Source organism: Bradyrhizobium sp. TM102 (genome assembly GCF_009176685.1).
In the GTDB taxonomy this organism is placed as follows: domain Bacteria; phylum Pseudomonadota; class Alphaproteobacteria; order Rhizobiales; family Xanthobacteraceae; genus Bradyrhizobium; species Bradyrhizobium ottawaense.
This window is the reverse complement of the sequence record NZ_AP021855.1, coordinates 7,307,936-7,321,663: the sequence shown is the minus strand read 5'-3', so window position 1 is coordinate 7,321,663 and position 13,728 is coordinate 7,307,936. Positions and strand designations below refer to the sequence as shown.

The 13,728-nt window shown below is 65.8% G+C and carries 14 protein-coding genes; 9 read left to right on the top strand and 5 right to left on the bottom strand.

What is annotated here, in order from left to right; all coding sequences use genetic code 11:
• Positions 1 to 77 precede the first annotated feature (77 nt).
• The 4 genes from GDN70_RS34620 to GDN70_RS34605 all read left to right on the top strand — a co-directional run bounded on the left by GDN70_RS34620 (position 78) and on the right by GDN70_RS34605 (position 3,282).
• Positions 78 to 827, top strand: coding sequence for an electron transfer flavoprotein subunit beta/FixA family protein (locus tag GDN70_RS34620; protein ID WP_018316267.1), 750 nt, complete (start codon positions 78 to 80; stop codon positions 825 to 827).
• Entirely contained in the window at positions 827 to 1,771 is a 945-nt protein-coding gene (locus GDN70_RS34615; protein WP_152103641.1) for an electron transfer flavoprotein subunit alpha/FixB family protein, read from the top strand. Before GDN70_RS34620 ends, GDN70_RS34615 begins: the two co-directional genes overlap by 1 nt.
• Before the next feature lie 209 nt (positions 1,772 to 1,980).
• Entirely contained in the window at positions 1,981 to 2,862 is an 882-nt protein-coding gene (locus GDN70_RS34610) for a 3-hydroxybutyryl-CoA dehydrogenase (RefSeq protein ID WP_028139924.1), read from the top strand.
• A gap of 225 nt (positions 2,863 to 3,087) precedes the next feature.
• Complete coding sequence (locus tag GDN70_RS34605; RefSeq protein WP_028139925.1) at positions 3,088 to 3,282, top strand: hypothetical protein; 195 nt, start codon at positions 3,088 to 3,090, stop codon at positions 3,280 to 3,282.
• 6 nt (positions 3,283 to 3,288) lie between these two features.
• Here the strand turns inward: GDN70_RS34605 and GDN70_RS34600 are convergent, their stop codons facing one another.
• Complete coding sequence (locus GDN70_RS34600) at positions 3,289 to 3,954, bottom strand: TlpA disulfide reductase family protein (RefSeq protein WP_028139926.1); 666 nt, start codon at positions 3,952 to 3,954, stop codon at positions 3,289 to 3,291.
• A 101-nt stretch (positions 3,955 to 4,055) separates the two neighbouring features.
• Here GDN70_RS34600 and argH point away from each other — a divergent pair, with 101 nt between their 5' ends.
• The 3 genes from argH (at position 4,056) to lysA (ending at position 7,127) form a co-directional block, all read left to right on the top strand.
• On the top strand, positions 4,056 to 5,453 hold the full coding sequence (gene argH / locus GDN70_RS34595) for an argininosuccinate lyase (RefSeq protein WP_028139927.1): 1,398 nt from the start codon (positions 4,056 to 4,058) through the stop codon (positions 5,451 to 5,453).
• A gap of 94 nt (positions 5,454 to 5,547) precedes the next feature.
• On the top strand, positions 5,548 to 5,838 hold the full coding sequence (locus GDN70_RS34590; protein ID WP_038948523.1) for a lipoprotein: 291 nt from the start codon (positions 5,548 to 5,550) through the stop codon (positions 5,836 to 5,838).
• Positions 5,839 to 5,861: 23 nt separating this feature from the next.
• Complete coding sequence (gene lysA / locus GDN70_RS34585) at positions 5,862 to 7,127, top strand: diaminopimelate decarboxylase (protein ID WP_028139929.1); 1,266 nt, start codon at positions 5,862 to 5,864, stop codon at positions 7,125 to 7,127.
• Positions 7,128 to 7,305: 178 nt separating this feature from the next.
• On the opposite strand, the gene GDN70_RS34580 is transcribed toward lysA, so the two are convergent.
• Positions 7,306 to 8,214, bottom strand: a complete 909-nt coding sequence (locus GDN70_RS34580; RefSeq protein WP_152103640.1) for an NAD(P)-dependent oxidoreductase — start codon at positions 8,212 to 8,214, stop codon at positions 7,306 to 7,308.
• A gap of 245 nt (positions 8,215 to 8,459) precedes the next feature.
• Positions 8,460 to 8,843, bottom strand: a complete 384-nt coding sequence (locus tag GDN70_RS34575; protein WP_018316258.1) for a carboxymuconolactone decarboxylase family protein — start codon at positions 8,841 to 8,843, stop codon at positions 8,460 to 8,462.
• A gap of 165 nt (positions 8,844 to 9,008) precedes the next feature.
• Here GDN70_RS34575 and GDN70_RS34570 point away from each other — a divergent pair, with 165 nt between their 5' ends.
• Both GDN70_RS34570 and GDN70_RS34565 read left to right on the top strand, forming a co-directional pair.
• The gene (locus tag GDN70_RS34570; RefSeq protein WP_152103639.1) at positions 9,009 to 10,958 is read left to right on the top strand and encodes a TIGR02302 family protein; all 1,950 of its coding nucleotides are present in this window, start codon (positions 9,009 to 9,011) and stop codon (positions 10,956 to 10,958) included.
• Positions 10,946 to 12,091 carry a DUF4175 family protein gene (locus tag GDN70_RS34565; protein ID WP_028139932.1) on the top strand — a complete coding sequence of 382 codons (1,146 nt, stop codon included), beginning with the start codon at positions 10,946 to 10,948 and terminating at the stop codon, positions 12,089 to 12,091. The genes GDN70_RS34570 and GDN70_RS34565 overlap by 13 nt, the downstream gene beginning before the upstream one ends.
• A gap of 288 nt (positions 12,092 to 12,379) precedes the next feature.
• On the opposite strand, the gene GDN70_RS34560 is transcribed toward GDN70_RS34565, so the two are convergent.
• Both GDN70_RS34560 and GDN70_RS34555 read right to left on the bottom strand, forming a co-directional pair.
• Complete coding sequence (locus GDN70_RS34560) at positions 12,380 to 12,754, bottom strand: response regulator (protein ID WP_028139933.1); 375 nt, start codon at positions 12,752 to 12,754, stop codon at positions 12,380 to 12,382.
• 41 nt (positions 12,755 to 12,795) lie between these two features.
• The gene (locus tag GDN70_RS34555; RefSeq protein WP_028139934.1) at positions 12,796 to 13,674 is read right to left on the bottom strand and encodes an MJ0042-type zinc finger domain-containing protein; all 879 of its coding nucleotides are present in this window, start codon (positions 13,672 to 13,674) and stop codon (positions 12,796 to 12,798) included.
• Positions 13,675 to 13,728 lie beyond the last annotated feature (54 nt).

The window sequence follows — 13,728 nt, the reverse complement described above, 5'->3', positions numbered from 1 at the left end:
GTTGACCGGGGCAGATCGGGCCTTTAGGTTCCGCGCCAGTTGATAACCCCCCTCCTAAATTGAGTGAAAGAGGATCGATGAAGGTCTTAGTGCCGGTAAAGCGGGTGGTCGATTACAACGTCAAGGTCCGCGTCAAGGGCGATGGATCGGGCGTTGAACTCGCCAACGTCAAGATGTCGATGAACCCGTTCGACGAAATCGCGGTCGAAGAAGCGCTGCGCCTGAAGGAAGCCGGCAAGGCGACCGAAGTCGTGGTGGTTTCGATTGGACCTGCGCAGGCGTCGGAGACGATCCGCACGGGTCTTGCCATGGGCGCCGATCGCGGCATCCTGGTGAAGGCCGAGGGCACCGTCGAGCCGCTCGCGGTCGCCAAGATCCTGAAGAAGGTTGCCGAAGAAGAGCAGCCGGGCCTGATCATTCTCGGCAAGCAGGCGATCGACGACGACAGCAACCAGACCGGCCAGATGCTGGCTGCGCTGCTCGGCTGGTCGCAGGCGACCTTCGCCTCGAAGCTCGAGGTCGAAGGTTCTGACTTCAAGGTCACCCGCGAAGTCGACGGCGGACTCCAGACCGTGAAGCTGAAGGGACCGACGATCGTCACCACCGATCTGCGTCTCAACGAGCCGCGCTATGCCTCGCTGCCGAACATCATGAAGGCCAAGAAGAAGCCGATCGCGGACAAGACCGTCGCCGATTACGGCGTCGACGTCGCTCCGCGTCTCGAGGTCGTCAAGACGACGGAGCCGGCCGGCCGCAAGGCGGGCGTCAAGGTCAAGGACGTCGCTGAGCTGGTGTCGAAACTCAAGAACGAAGCCGGGGTGCTCTGATGACGACGCTGCTGATTGCCGAACACGACAATGCGTCGCTCAAGGATGCGACCAACAAGACCCTGACCGCGGCTGCCGCGCTCGGCGCGGACGTCGAGGTCCTCGTTGCCGGCCAGAACGCCAAGGCCGCGGCGGATGCCGCTGCCAAGCTTGCCGGCGTCAAGAAGGTGCTGCTCGCCGATGGCGAGCTCTACGCGCACGATCTCGCCGAGCCGCTGGCCGCGCTGATCGTTTCGCTGGCCTCCGGCTATGATGCGATCGTCGCGCCCGCGACCTCGCGCTTCAAGAACGTGATGCCGCGCGTCGCCGCCCTGCTCGACGTCATGCAGGTCTCGGAAATCATCAAGGTGGTCGCCCCCGACACCTATGAGCGCCCGATCTATGCCGGCAACGCCATCCAGACCGTGAAGTCCAAGGACGCCAAGAAGGTCATCACGGTGCGGACCTCGACCTTCGCCGCAGCCGGCGAGGGTGGCAGCGCACCGGTCGAGACCGTCGCGGCGGCGGCCGATCCGGCCCTGTCGTCCTTCGTCGGCGAGGAGGTCGCCAAGAGCGATCGTCCCGAACTGACCTCGGCCAAGATCATCGTCTCCGGTGGCCGCGCCATGCAGAGCCGCGAGAATTTTGCCAAGTACATCGAGCCGCTCGCCGACAAGCTTGGGGCCGGTGTCGGTGCCTCGCGTGCGGCGGTGGACGCCGGCTATGCGCCGAACGACTGGCAGGTCGGCCAGACCGGCAAGGTGGTGGCGCCCGAGCTCTATGTCGCCGTCGGCATTTCCGGCGCGATCCAGCATCTGGCCGGCATGAAGGACTCCAAGGTGATCGTCGCGATCAACAAGGACGAGGACGCGCCGATCTTCCAGGTTGCCGATTACGGCCTGGTCGCCGATCTCTACCAGGCGGTTCCGGAGTTGACGGCCGAACTTGGCAAGCTTGGCAAGTAAAAGACGCTAAAAACACCGGCCGGAGGCATAAACTCCGGCCGGTGTTTCATTTCTGAAGCGTTTTCTTTGGCGTGGGGCACGCCGGGGAAGCGATCCAATCTAGGTTTCGAGCCCGGGTTCTGATTAAATCAAGCTTCTGATCAAATCAGACCTCCCGGCTCGGGGGATAGCAGGCGCGCTCGTCGCGCGCCGTTCCGGTGGATGACATTATGGCGGCAGTGATCAAGAAGGTCGGCGTGATCGGCGCGGGTCAGATGGGCAACGGCATCGCGCATGTCGCGGCGCTGGCCGGCTTCGACGTGGTGCTCAACGACGTTTCGCCTGATCGCCTCAAGTCGGGCATGGCCACCATCAATGGCAATCTGGCGCGCCAGGTCTCCAAGAAGGCCGTCTCCGAGGACGACAAGGCCAAGGCGATGGCGCGCATCACGTCCGCCGAGAAGCTGGACGACCTCGCCGACTGCGACCTCGTGATCGAGACCGCGGTCGAGAAGGAAGAGGTCAAGCGCAAGATCTTCCACGAGCTCTGCGCGGTCCTGAAGCCCGAGGCAATCGTCGCCTCCGATACCTCCTCGATCTCGATCACCCGGCTTGCCGCCGCCACCGACCGGCCCGAGCGCTTCATCGGCATTCACTTCATGAATCCGGTGCCGCTGATGGAGCTGGTGGAGCTGATCCGCGGCATCGCCACCGACGACCAGACCTTCGAGGCGTCCAAGGAATTCGTTGCCAAGCTCGGCAAGCAGGTCGCGGTCTCCGAGGATTTCCCGGCCTTCATCGTCAACCGCATCCTGCTGCCGATGATCAACGAGGCGATCTACACGCTGTATGAAGGCGTCGGCAACGTGGAGGCGATCGACGCGGCCATGAAGCTCGGCGCCCACCATCCGATGGGCCCGCTGGAGCTGGCTGATTTCATCGGCCTCGATACCTGCCTCTCCATCATGCAGGTGCTGCATGAGGGGCTGGCCGATTCCAAGTACCGCCCGTGCCCGCTGCTGGTGAAATATGTCGAGGCCGGCTGGCTCGGCCGCAAGACCCAGCGCGGCTTCTACGATTACCGCGGCGCCAAGCCGGTTCCGACGCGCTAAGGCGGTTTCGTGCCCCGGACGCTGCGCAGCGCGTCAGCGATGCGCTGCAGAGCCGGGGCCCAGAAGCCTCGTGCACGCTGAAGCATGGGTCCCGGCTCTGCGGTGCGTCACTTCGTGCCGCGCCGCGTCCGGGACACAGACAAGAGGCCACACCACGGTCCTGTGACAATTCATGTCTCATTAACCCCTCGCGCCTAGGCTGCAGCCGGTAAGAGGGTTCGCGTAATGGACATGATGGCAATGGTCAGCACCATGCTGGCCGCTCAGCAAGGCGCGCTGCAGTCGAATATCTCGGCGACGCTGACCAAGCAGAACATGGACATGGAGAAATCCACCGTCCTGACGCTGATGGGTGCCGGGCAGCCTTCGCTGGCCAATGTCGGTGCCGGCGTCGGCGCCAATCTCAACGTCACCGCCTAAAAATCCCTAGAGCGCCGCGGCGGCCTTGCCCGTCGCCGCCCGGATCAGCTTGAGCGCGTCCTCGCTCGCCCATTCCGCCGGTCCCGCAATCGTCGCAATCTCGCAGCCTTGCGGATCGACCAGCACGGAGGTGGGCATGCCAAGCGCCCGGCCTATCGCCTTAAGATCTTGAAAAACCTTTGCTTTTTGGTCGCTGAAATAGCCGATCCTGGTCAGATTGGCCTCTTTCAGGAACGTCTTCGGCTTCTCGGGGTCGCGGGTGTCGATATTGATCGCCACCACCTCGAAATTCGGGCCCGACAGCTTGCTGTGGAGCTCGTCCAGCGCCGGCATTTCCTTCCGGCATGGCACGCACCAGGTGGCCCAGAGGTTCACCAGCAGCGTCTTGCCGCGGAAATCGGACAGCTTCTTCGGCTTGCCGTCGGCGTCCTCGAAGGCGAGGTCGGGCAGCTTCAGGGGGGCGCTCGCCATGGTCAGCGCCGCCAGCTCGCCGTGGGCGAGGGGGGCGATTTTCTGCGCCGTCGCAACCGCCGGCTTGCAGGCCGGATCGCCGCCAGGCGACCGGCCCAGGCCCAGTCCGTACAGCGCGGCGAAGCCGGCCAGCCCTCCGACCGCCACGGTGGCGATGACGAGGGGGACCCGGCGCGTGGCGGAGGGCGTCTTGTCGAGCATATCGTTTGTCATCCGGTCGCAGATATGGCTATCAGGGGCCTCTTAATACGGCTGGCGGCGGCCAGCAAACGTGCGGCAAATCAAGGCGTGAGCAGGGGATCATGAGCAACAAGATGTGGGGCGGCCGGTTCTCGGAACGTCCCGACGAGATCATGGAAGAGATCAACGTCTCCATCGACGTCGATCGTCACCTCTTCGCCCAGGACATTGCCGCGTCCAAGGCCCACGCTGCGATGCTTGCCAGCCAGGGCATCATCACGGGCTCTGATGCGAAAAATATCGGCAAGGGTCTAGACACGATTTTGTCAGAGATCGGCAAGGGCGGCTTCGAGTTCAAGCGCGCGCTTGAGGACATCCATATGAATGTCGAGAGCCGCTTGTCCGAGCTGATCGGCCCCGCCGCCGGCCGCCTGCACACCGCGCGCTCGCGCAACGACCAGGTCGCGACCGATTTCCGTCTCTATGTCCGCGATGTTCTCGACGAGACCGACGCGGCGCTCGCCGCGTTCCAGGCCGCGCTGGTCAATCGCGCGCTGGAGCATGCCGCCACCGTGATGCCCGGCTTCACCCATCTGCAGACCGCGCAGCCCGTGACCTTCGGCCATCATCTGCTCGCCTATGTCGAGATGGCCGCGCGCGATCGCGGCCGTTTCCAGGATGCGCGCAAGCGGCTCAATGAATCCCCGCTCGGCGCCGCCGCGCTGGCCGGCACCTCGTTCCCGATCGACCGCCACGCCACCGCGAAGGCGCTTGGCTTCGACCGTCCGATGGCGAACTCGCTCGATGCCGTCTCCGACCGCGACTTCGTGCTGGAGACATTGTCGGCCGCCTCGATCTGTGCCGTCCACATGTCGCGCTTTGCCGAGGAGATCGTGATCTGGACCTCGCCGCTGGTCGGCATGATCCGGCTCAGCGACAAGTTCACCACTGGGTCCTCGATCATGCCGCAGAAGCGCAATCCGGATGCCGCCGAGCTGGTGCGCGCCAAGACCGGCCGCGTCATCGGCGCGCTCAACGGTCTCCTGATCGTGATGAAGGGCCTGCCGCTCGCCTATCAAAAGGACATGCAGGAGGACAAGCAGGGCGCCATGGAGGGCTTTGCCGCGCTGTCGCTGGCGATCCGCGCCATGACCGGCATGGTCCGCGACCTCGTGCCTGACGAAGCCAAGATGAAGCTTGCTGCGGGCGAGGGCTATGCCACCGCGACCGACCTTGCCGACTGGCTGGTGCGGACGCTGAAAATGCCGTTCCGTGAAGCCCATCACGTCACCGGCCGCATCGTCGCCAAGGCCGCCGAGGGCGGCGTCGCGCTGCACGAGCTGCCGCTGAAGGAGATGCAGGCGATCGAGCCGAAAATCACCAAGGACGTGCTCGGCGTGCTCTCGGTCGAATCGTCGGTGAAGAGCCGCACCAGCTTCGGCGGCACCGCGCCGAAGAACGTGGCGTCGCAGGCCAAGGCCTGGGCGAAGCGGCTGGAAAAAGAGCGAAAATTGGGCTGAGGGGCAAAATTTCGCTTATGTTTCATGGTCATCCGGCTCTCGCCAGAGCGCGCCAATCTCTGTATGGTGCGCCCCGCGTAGTGGGGATTTCGTCGTGACGTCAAAGTTTCGCCCGGCCGGCTCGGGGTGGGCCATCATTGTCTTGAGCCTGACGGCGCTTGCGCTTGCCGGCTGCGGCCGCAAGGGCCCGCTGGATTTGCCGCCGACCGCCAACGCGCCCACGGCCAACGGTGCTGCGCCAACCGACACCGAGACCGAGGCCCAGAGGACGCCGAGCGTGTTCAATCCCACCTACGGTGCGGATGCCGCGCCCGCGGCGGCCAAGGGCAGGAAGAAACCGTTCATTCTCGATCCGCTCCTGGACGAACCTCCCGGCAAGAAATAAGCCGGGACAACCGAGCCTGCGTCATGAACCATTTCGACTATCGCAACGGCGTGCTGCACGCCGAGGCGGTGAACCTGTCCGAGCTGGCCGCAACCGTCGGCACGCCGTTCTATTGCTATTCGACCGCGACGCTGGAGCGGCACTATCGCGTCTTCACCGAGGCCTTCGCCGGCGAGAAGGTGCTGGTCTGCTACGCCATGAAGGCGAACTCGAACCAGTCGGTGCTGCGCACGCTGGCCAAGCTGGGCGCCGGCGCCGACGTCGTCTCCGGTGGTGAATTGAAGCGCGCGCTGGCCGCCGGCATTCCGCCGAATAAGATCCTGTTCTCCGGTGTCGGCAAAACCGAACAGGAGCTGCGCGCCGCGCTCGCCGCCGACATCCTCTGTCTCAACGTCGAATCCGAGCCCGAGCTCGAGCTGCTGTCGCGCCTGGCGACCGAGACGGGCAAGACCGCGCGCATCTCGCTCCGCGTCAATCCCGATGTCGACGCCGGCACCCACGCCAAGATTTCCACCGGCAAGTCCGAGAACAAGTTCGGCATCCCGATCGTGCATGCGCGAGAGGTCTATGCCCGCGCCGCCAAGCTCCCGGGCATCGAGGTAACAGGCACCGACGTGCACATCGGCAGCCAGATCACCGACCTCTCCGGCATGGAGACCGCCTTCCGCATCCTCTCCGAATTCGTGCAGACGCTGCGCGCCGACGGCCACAACATCTCCCATGTCGATTTCGGCGGCGGCCTCGGCATTCCCTATTACATGGACCGCGAGGCGCCGCCGGCGCCGGCGGCCTATGCCGCCATGGTCAAGCGCGTCAGCCACAATCTCGGCTGCACGCTGATGTTCGAGCCGGGCCGCATGATCGTCGGCAATGCCGGCATCCTGGTCGCCAAGGTGATCTATGTGAAGCACGGCGACGGCAAGAATTTCGTCATCATCGACGCCGCCATGAACGACCTCATTCGCCCGACGCTGTACGAGGCACATCACGACATCCTGCCGGTGAAGCAGCCCGCCAAGGGCGCGGCCACCATCATGGCCGATGTCGTCGGCCCGGTCTGCGAGACCGGCGACTATCTCGCACTCGACCGCACGCTGCCGACGCCCGCGCCCGGCGATCTCATCGCCATCATGACCGCGGGCGCCTATGGCGCGGTGCAGGCCGGCACCTACAACACGCGGCCGCTGGTGCCGGAGGTGCTGGTGAAGGACGATCAGTACGCCGTGGTCCGTCCGCGCATCGAGGTCGAGCAGCTGATCGCGATGGACACGCCGGCGCCGTGGCTGTGAGACGACGCCGGCTCAACAGCCGCGGTGTCGTCGCCGCGTAGGCGGGGACCCATAACCACAGGAAGTGGTTATGACTCGAAGCTGGTAACTCCGAGCCTTCGCCGAACACCCCCCCTGTGGCTATGGGTCCCGGATCTGCGCTTCGCTTGTCCGGGACGACGAGCGGAGATTGGGATCGCTACTTCCCCGTCACCCCACCCTTCGCTCCACCCACCACAACGCCCGCCTTCTTCTCGATCGGCTTGATCGCCGCGGTGAAATCGGACTCGGCGCCTTCCGCGCTGATCACGGTCTCCCACAACCGCCCGACCGCGTCGGCGACCTCCATCGACAGGCCGAGCTGCTTCATCTCCTCCAGCGCCAGCCGCACGTCCTTCACCATCAGGCCCGTGGCGAAGCCGAAGTCGAAGCTGCGCGGCAGCACGGCGCGCGGAAACTTGTCTCGGCTCGCGGTGTTCATGCCGGAGCCGGCATTGATGACGTCGATCATGACGGCGGGATCAAGCCCGGCCTTCACGCCCATCACGACCGCTTCCGAGGTCGCCACGATCGCGGTGGCCGACAGGAAATTGTTGGCGAGCTTCATGGTCTGCGCCGCGCCGGGCTTCTCGCCGATGAAGAACACTTTTCCGATCACGTCGAGGGGGGGCCTGAGCAGCTCGAACTCCGCCTTCGGCCCTGACACCATCACCGCCAGCGTGCCCTTCTCGGCACCGCCGACGCCGCCGGAGACGGGGCAGTCGATCTGCACGATGTTGCGCTTGGCGAGGAGGCCGTGAATTTTCACGGCCATCGCGGATCCGACGGTGGAGAGATCAATGAAGCGCTTTGCGCGGCTGCCCTCGATGACGCCGTTCGCTCCCGTTGCAACATCGAGCGAAGCCTGCAGCGAGGGCAGGCTCGCCATCACGGTCTCGACCTGGTCGGCGACGTCCTTCGGCGATGTCGCTGGCTTAGCGCCGAGCGCTTCGAGCTTGCCCGTCACCTCCTTGCGCGTGTCGAACACGACGAGCCTGTGTCCCGCCTCGATCAGCCGCCGCGCCATCGGGAAACCCATGTTTCCGAGCCCGATGAATCCGATGTCCATGGTGTTTCCTTCTTTTTTCGTTGTCGTTTTGAAATACGCGCACTCCAGCCTCGATGTCGTCCCGGACAAGCGCGCCTTAGCGCGCGCAGATCCGGGACCCATAACCCCAGGGAGGAGTCGTGCTCAAAAGCGGTCACTCCGAGTCCCCGCAACCACATCTTCCTGTGGTTATGGGTCCCGGATCTGCGCTTCGCTTGTCCGGGACGACGGAGGTGAGGGCGTTGCGTCCCTGACCCCGCGTGCCCTCACGCCTTGCCGTCGATCTCCGCGAACACCTCGCGCGCGATGCGGAAGCTGTCGACGGCGGCGGGCATGCCGCCATAGATCGCGACCTGCATCAGGATCTCGCGGATCTCCTCGCGGCTGACGCCATTGGTCAGCGCGCCCTTCAGATGCGCGCGAAACTCGTGCTGGCGGTTGAGGATCGCGATCATGGCGATGTTGAGCATGCTGCGGGTCTTGCGCGGCAGCTCCTCGCGGCCCCACACCGTGCCCCAGCAATATTCGTTCAGCATCTCCTGGAACGGGCGGTTGAAATCGTCGACGTTCTTCAGTGCGTTGTTGACATAGGCCTCGCCCAGCACCGCTTTGCGGACTTCCAGGCCCTTGTCGTGCATCTTCTTGTCCATGGCGTTTCCTCTCTTGTCCCTCGGGGCGGCGCGGAAATTACGGGGTTGCCGCGGGCCAGTCACGTCCTCGTGTTATGCGGGAAAAGGGGTGTCTCCCGTGCCGGAACGGATGCCTCAGTGCTGCCGTTGTGATAGGCTTCTCTACCGGGCAACCTGGAGAGTTGATTGAACGGCGTCACCCCCGACCCGTCAGACCCGATCCGCAACAGCGATGCTCTGTCGCGGCTGAAGCTGGCGCAGGCCCTCGATCGGGCCATTTATGCCATCGCGTGGGAGCGTGCCTGGCCGAATTTGGCGCGGCTTCTGACCGTCGTCGGGCTGTTCCTGGTGGTGTCCTGGGCCGGCCTCTGGCTGGCGCTGCCGTTCATTGCCCGTGCCATCGGTCTCGTCGTTTTCGCCGGCATCGCCATTGCCGTCCTGTTTCCCTTGATTCGCTTCCGCTGGCCGAGCCGCGAGGAGGCACTCAGCCGGCTCGATCGTGGCTCCGGCATCCGTCATCGCCCGGCCACGACGCTGACGGACACGCTGTCCTCGCAGGACCCGGTCGCACAGGCGCTGTGGCAGGCGCAGCGCGAGCGTACGCTGGCCTCGCTCAAGCGCATCCGCGCCGGTCTGCCGCATCCGCGGCTGGCGCTGCATGATCCCTGGGCGCTGCGCGCGCTGGTCATGGTGATGCTGGTCGCGACCTTCTTCGCCGCCGGCGATGAGCGCGCGATGCGGCTCGGGGCCGCTTTCGACTGGAACGGCGTGCTGGCGCCGGCCAATGTTCGCGTCGATGCCTGGGTCACTCCGCCGCTTTACACCGGCAAGCCGCCGGTCATCCTGTCGGCCGCCAACAAGGAGGCCGCGGCGGTGCCCGCCGCCGGCCCGCTTGCCGTTCCCGCCGGCTCAACCCTGATCGTACGCTCCTCCGGCGGCAGCCTGGATGTCGTCGTCTCCGGCGGCCTCAAGGAGGCCGCTCCCGCGGAAGCCGCGCCCAAGGGCACCAGCGAGAAGCATTTCACCATCACCGCAGACGGCACCGCGCATGTCCGCGCGCCCTCCGGCCAGCCGCAATGGGCGTTTGCGGCAACGCCGGACCGTGCACCGACGATCGCGCTCGCCAAGGATCCCGAGCGCCAAGCGCGCGGCGGGCTCCAGCTCTCCTACAAGATCGAGGACGATTACGGCGTCACCGGCGCGGATGCGCAGATTGCCTTGCGCCCCGCCGACGCCAAAGATGCCGTCAAGGATGGCAGCAAGGATTCCGACGGCAAGGCCGCGGCGCGTCCGCTGTTCCAGCCGCCGCAATTCCCGCTCGTGCTGCCGAACGCGCGCACCCGCAACGGCGTCGGCCAGACCGTGAAGGATCTCAGCGAGGACCCCTATGCCGGCGCCGACGTCACGCTGACGCTCACCGCCAAGGACGAGGCCGGCAACGAGGCCAGGAGCGAACCCTTCAACATGCGCCTGCCCGAGCGTCTGTTCACCAACTCGCTCGCGCGCGCGCTGATCGAGCAGCGCCGCATCCTCGCGCTCGACGCCAACAGGAATTCCGACGTCTACACCGCGCTCGACGCGCTCATGATCGCACCCGAATTGTTCACGCCGGATGCCGGCTGCTATCTCGGCCTCCGGAGTCTGGCGAGCCAGCTCGAGGCCGCCCGCACCGACGATGCGCTGCGCAACGTGGTGGCGAGCATGTGGGCCTTCGCGACGACCATCGAGGATGACGGCGTCGCCGGCAGTGTCAACGCCGCGCTGCGCTCGGCGCAGGATGCGCTCAAGGCGGCGCTGGACCGCGGAGCCAGCGAGGACGAGCTCAGGGTGCTGACGCAGAAGCTGCGTGAGGCCATGGCCGGCAAGGTGCGCGATCTCGCCCGCCGCGCCGAGCAGAATCCGCTCGGCGCCCGGCAGCCGTTCCCGGCGGAGGTCCAGCTCATCCTCGACAAGGCAGTCGAGCTGCGACAAAAGACCCAGCATGCGACGCCCGAGCAGCTCGCCGAGCTGGCGCAGCAGCAGGACGTCTTGCGCGAGCAGCTTCAGGCCTATCGCAAATCGGCGAACAGCCGTGCCAACAAGGCGGGGGACGACAAGACCAACCAGTTTACGCGGGACCGGAAATGCGGAAGCTAGCACCCGTGCCAGTCTTGAAGGCGATGTCGATCGCCTGCCTCGCCATGCTGTTGGGCGGCGTCTCGCCGGCCGCGGCTCAGCTGGATCAGGATCCCGATGCGCTGCTCGACAGCGCGGAAAAGGCGATGCAGGAATCCGGCGACAGCCTCAGGCAGAAGGAATCCGGGAAGAGCCTGAACAACCAGTCCGACGCCATTCAGAAGCTCGAGGAGTACAAGCGCGCCACGGAAAGAAGCCAGTCGTCCAATCGCGATCGTTCCGTCATCACGCAGCGCGATCTGGATGACCTGCTGCGGCAGATCGAGAAGGCGGCGCGCGAGGGCAACAAAGAGGCGGCCCAGCGCATGCTCGAGCAGCTCGCGCAGATCATGGAAAATCTCCAGATGGCGCAGCCCGGGCAGTCCGGCGAGAGCGACATGGAGCAGGCGCTGAACGAGCTCAGCGACATGATCCGCAAGCAGCAGCAATTGCGCGACAAGACTTTCAAGCAGGGCCAGGATTCCCGGCGTGACCGCTCGCGCGGCAAGCCGCAGGGCGACCAGTCGATGTCGGACCTGCAGCAGGATCAGCAGTCGCTGCGCGACCGCCTGAAGAAGCTGCAGGACGAGCTCGCCAAGCGCGGCCTCGCGCAGAAGGGACAGAAAGGCCAGAAGGGTCAGCAGGGTCAGAAAGGGCAGCAGGGCGATCCGGGCCAGAGCGGCGATCAGGACGGCGACCAGGGCGATGATGACGGCAGCCTCGATGCCGCCGACGGCGCCATGGGCGATGCCGGCTCGAAGCTCGGCGAAGGCAATGCCGATGGCGCCGTGGACTCGCAGGGCAAGGCCCTCGACGCGATGCGCAAGGGCGCGCAGAAGATGGCCGAGGCGATGCAGCAGGGCGATGGCGACGGGCAGGGCGATGGTCCCGGCAATCGGGCCGGCCGGCAGCAAAGCGGCGGCAATCAGACCGATCCGCTGGGCCGCCCGCTTCACGGCCGCGATCTCAGCGACGACTACACCGTCAAGATCCCGGGCGAGATCGACGCCCAGCGCGTCCGCCGCATCCTCGAAGAGCTCCGCCGCCGCCTCGGCGACAGCTCGCGCCCGCAGATCGAGCTCGATTACATCGAGCGGCTGCTGAAGGATTTCTGAGGCGAAGTCGCCACGAGCTCACTGTCATCGCCCGGCTTGCCGCCTTCGCTGAAGCTTCGGCGTGCCAGCGCCGTGTGGGCCTCGGCGTAGCATCGCGGAGCCGGGACCGGGCGATCCAGTATTCCAGAGACAGCAGTGACTAAGTCGATAGGCCGCGACGTACTGGATGCCCCGGTCCCGGCTCCGCGATGCTACGCCGGGCCCACGCGGGTACTCGGCCGGCGAAGCGTCAGCGAAGACGGCAAGCCGGGGCATGACAGCGGTATGTGTGGTTAAGGTTGCCCGCCACTACCCCTTCTTCGCCGCCAGCGCATCCGCCACCGCGGTGCGGATGTCGGCGACCGAGAACGGTTTTGTCACGACGTCGTGCACCAGCGCATTGAGGTTCGAGGCGCGCTCGCGCTGGTCGGCAAAGCCTGTCATCAGCAAGATGGTCAGATCGGGAAAATCGCGCGCGGCGGAGAGCGCCAGCGCGATGCCGTCCATGATAGGCATCTGGATGTCGGTCAGCAGCAGGTCGAAGGCGCCGTCCTCGCGGGTCAGGATCTCCAGCGCCTCGGCGCCGTCCTGCGCGGTGACCGTTTCGTGCCCGTCCATGGCGATGGCGCGCGCCACCAGCGTGCGCATCGAATCTTCGTCATCGGCGATCAAGATCTTCGGCATGAGACCAACTTTCGGACCAACCTCGGTACCGGGCGGCGCGATTATACGCTGCCGCCGGCAATGTCGCGCCGGTTGAAGAAGCGAACGTCGATATTGCGGCCTTCCGGCGGCGGCGAGGCCAGGCGGGAGCGGAAGAAGGCGCGCTCGCCGGGCCGCAGCACGGTCTGCTCCAGCACCGTATTCCAGGCGTAGATCTCGGCGCCTTGCCCGTCGCGCACGGCAAAGCGCAGCCGCGGAATGTCGAGCGGCTTCTTGCCCTCGCCGACGATCACACCCTCGATCACCAGCACCTGCTTACCGTCCACGGTCTCGCTGGACAGCTTCACGTCCTTGAAGGCGAGGCCCCGCAGGTTCACCTCGAGCCCGACCATCTTGTAGAAGGCGGCGGTCTGCGGCAGCAGCCGCACCATGTCGCCGCGCCAGATCACCAGCGCCAGAACCAGCGCGCCCATGGCGGCGCAGGCGGTCGGCAGGCCGAAATGGGATTTTTTGGGCGACGCGGTGGCGACTGGACGGCTCACCCGCGCGCCGCGGCGGCCGAACAAGCCGCGGAACCAGGACTGGTGCTGCGCGCCGACGACCTCCTCCTCGGCTTCCCGGGCGGCCGCGGACCACTCGTCTTCGGTTTCCTTGGCCTCTTCGTCGGGCCAGTCGCTGGCAATCGAGGGGCTGTCGACGACGGGCGCATCGGTGGCGCCGTCGTCCTTGGCATAGGAGTTCCATTGCTCGGCAAGATCGGTCTGGTCGTCGGCCTGGCTGGCCGCGGCCATGGCCGGGACGGATGCCTCCTCGATGGCATCCTCGGCATGGGCGATCCAGGTCTCCTTGCAGCGGGAACAGCGGACCGCCCGTCCGTTCGCCCCAAGGCTCGCAAGCTTGATGGCGTAGGATGTCATACAATGGGGGCAGACGATATGCATGGACGAGCCTTGACGATGACCGCGTCGGGGAGAGCCGCGCGGCAAGGATGCTAC

What these genes read in the sequence shown, in the direction of transcription:
- GDN70_RS34620 (WP_018316267.1), top strand. Translation starts at nt 78, where the DNA reads ATGAAGGTCTTAGTGCCGGTAAAGCGGGTGGTCGATTACAACGTCAAG.
- GDN70_RS34615 (WP_152103641.1), top strand. Translation starts at nt 827, where the DNA reads ATGACGACGCTGCTGATTGCCGAACACGACAATGCGTCGCTCAAGGAT.
- GDN70_RS34610 (WP_028139924.1), top strand. Translation starts at nt 1,981, where the DNA reads ATGGCGGCAGTGATCAAGAAGGTCGGCGTGATCGGCGCGGGTCAGATG.
- GDN70_RS34605 (WP_028139925.1), top strand. Translation starts at nt 3,088, where the DNA reads ATGGACATGATGGCAATGGTCAGCACCATGCTGGCCGCTCAGCAAGGC.
- GDN70_RS34600 (WP_028139926.1), bottom strand. Translation starts at nt 3,954, where the DNA reads ATGCTCGACAAGACGCCCTCCGCCACGCGCCGGGTCCCCCTCGTCATC.
- argH (WP_028139927.1), top strand. Translation starts at nt 4,056, where the DNA reads ATGAGCAACAAGATGTGGGGCGGCCGGTTCTCGGAACGTCCCGACGAG.
- lysA (WP_028139929.1), top strand. Translation starts at nt 5,862, where the DNA reads ATGAACCATTTCGACTATCGCAACGGCGTGCTGCACGCCGAGGCGGTG.
- GDN70_RS34580 (WP_152103640.1), bottom strand. Translation starts at nt 8,214, where the DNA reads ATGGACATCGGATTCATCGGGCTCGGAAACATGGGTTTCCCGATGGCG.
- GDN70_RS34575 (WP_018316258.1), bottom strand. Translation starts at nt 8,843, where the DNA reads ATGGACAAGAAGATGCACGACAAGGGCCTGGAAGTCCGCAAAGCGGTG.
- GDN70_RS34565 (WP_028139932.1), top strand. Translation starts at nt 10,946, where the DNA reads ATGCGGAAGCTAGCACCCGTGCCAGTCTTGAAGGCGATGTCGATCGCC.
- GDN70_RS34560 (WP_028139933.1), bottom strand. Translation starts at nt 12,754, where the DNA reads ATGCCGAAGATCTTGATCGCCGATGACGAAGATTCGATGCGCACGCTG.
- GDN70_RS34555 (WP_028139934.1), bottom strand. Translation starts at nt 13,674, where the DNA reads ATGCATATCGTCTGCCCCCATTGTATGACATCCTACGCCATCAAGCTT.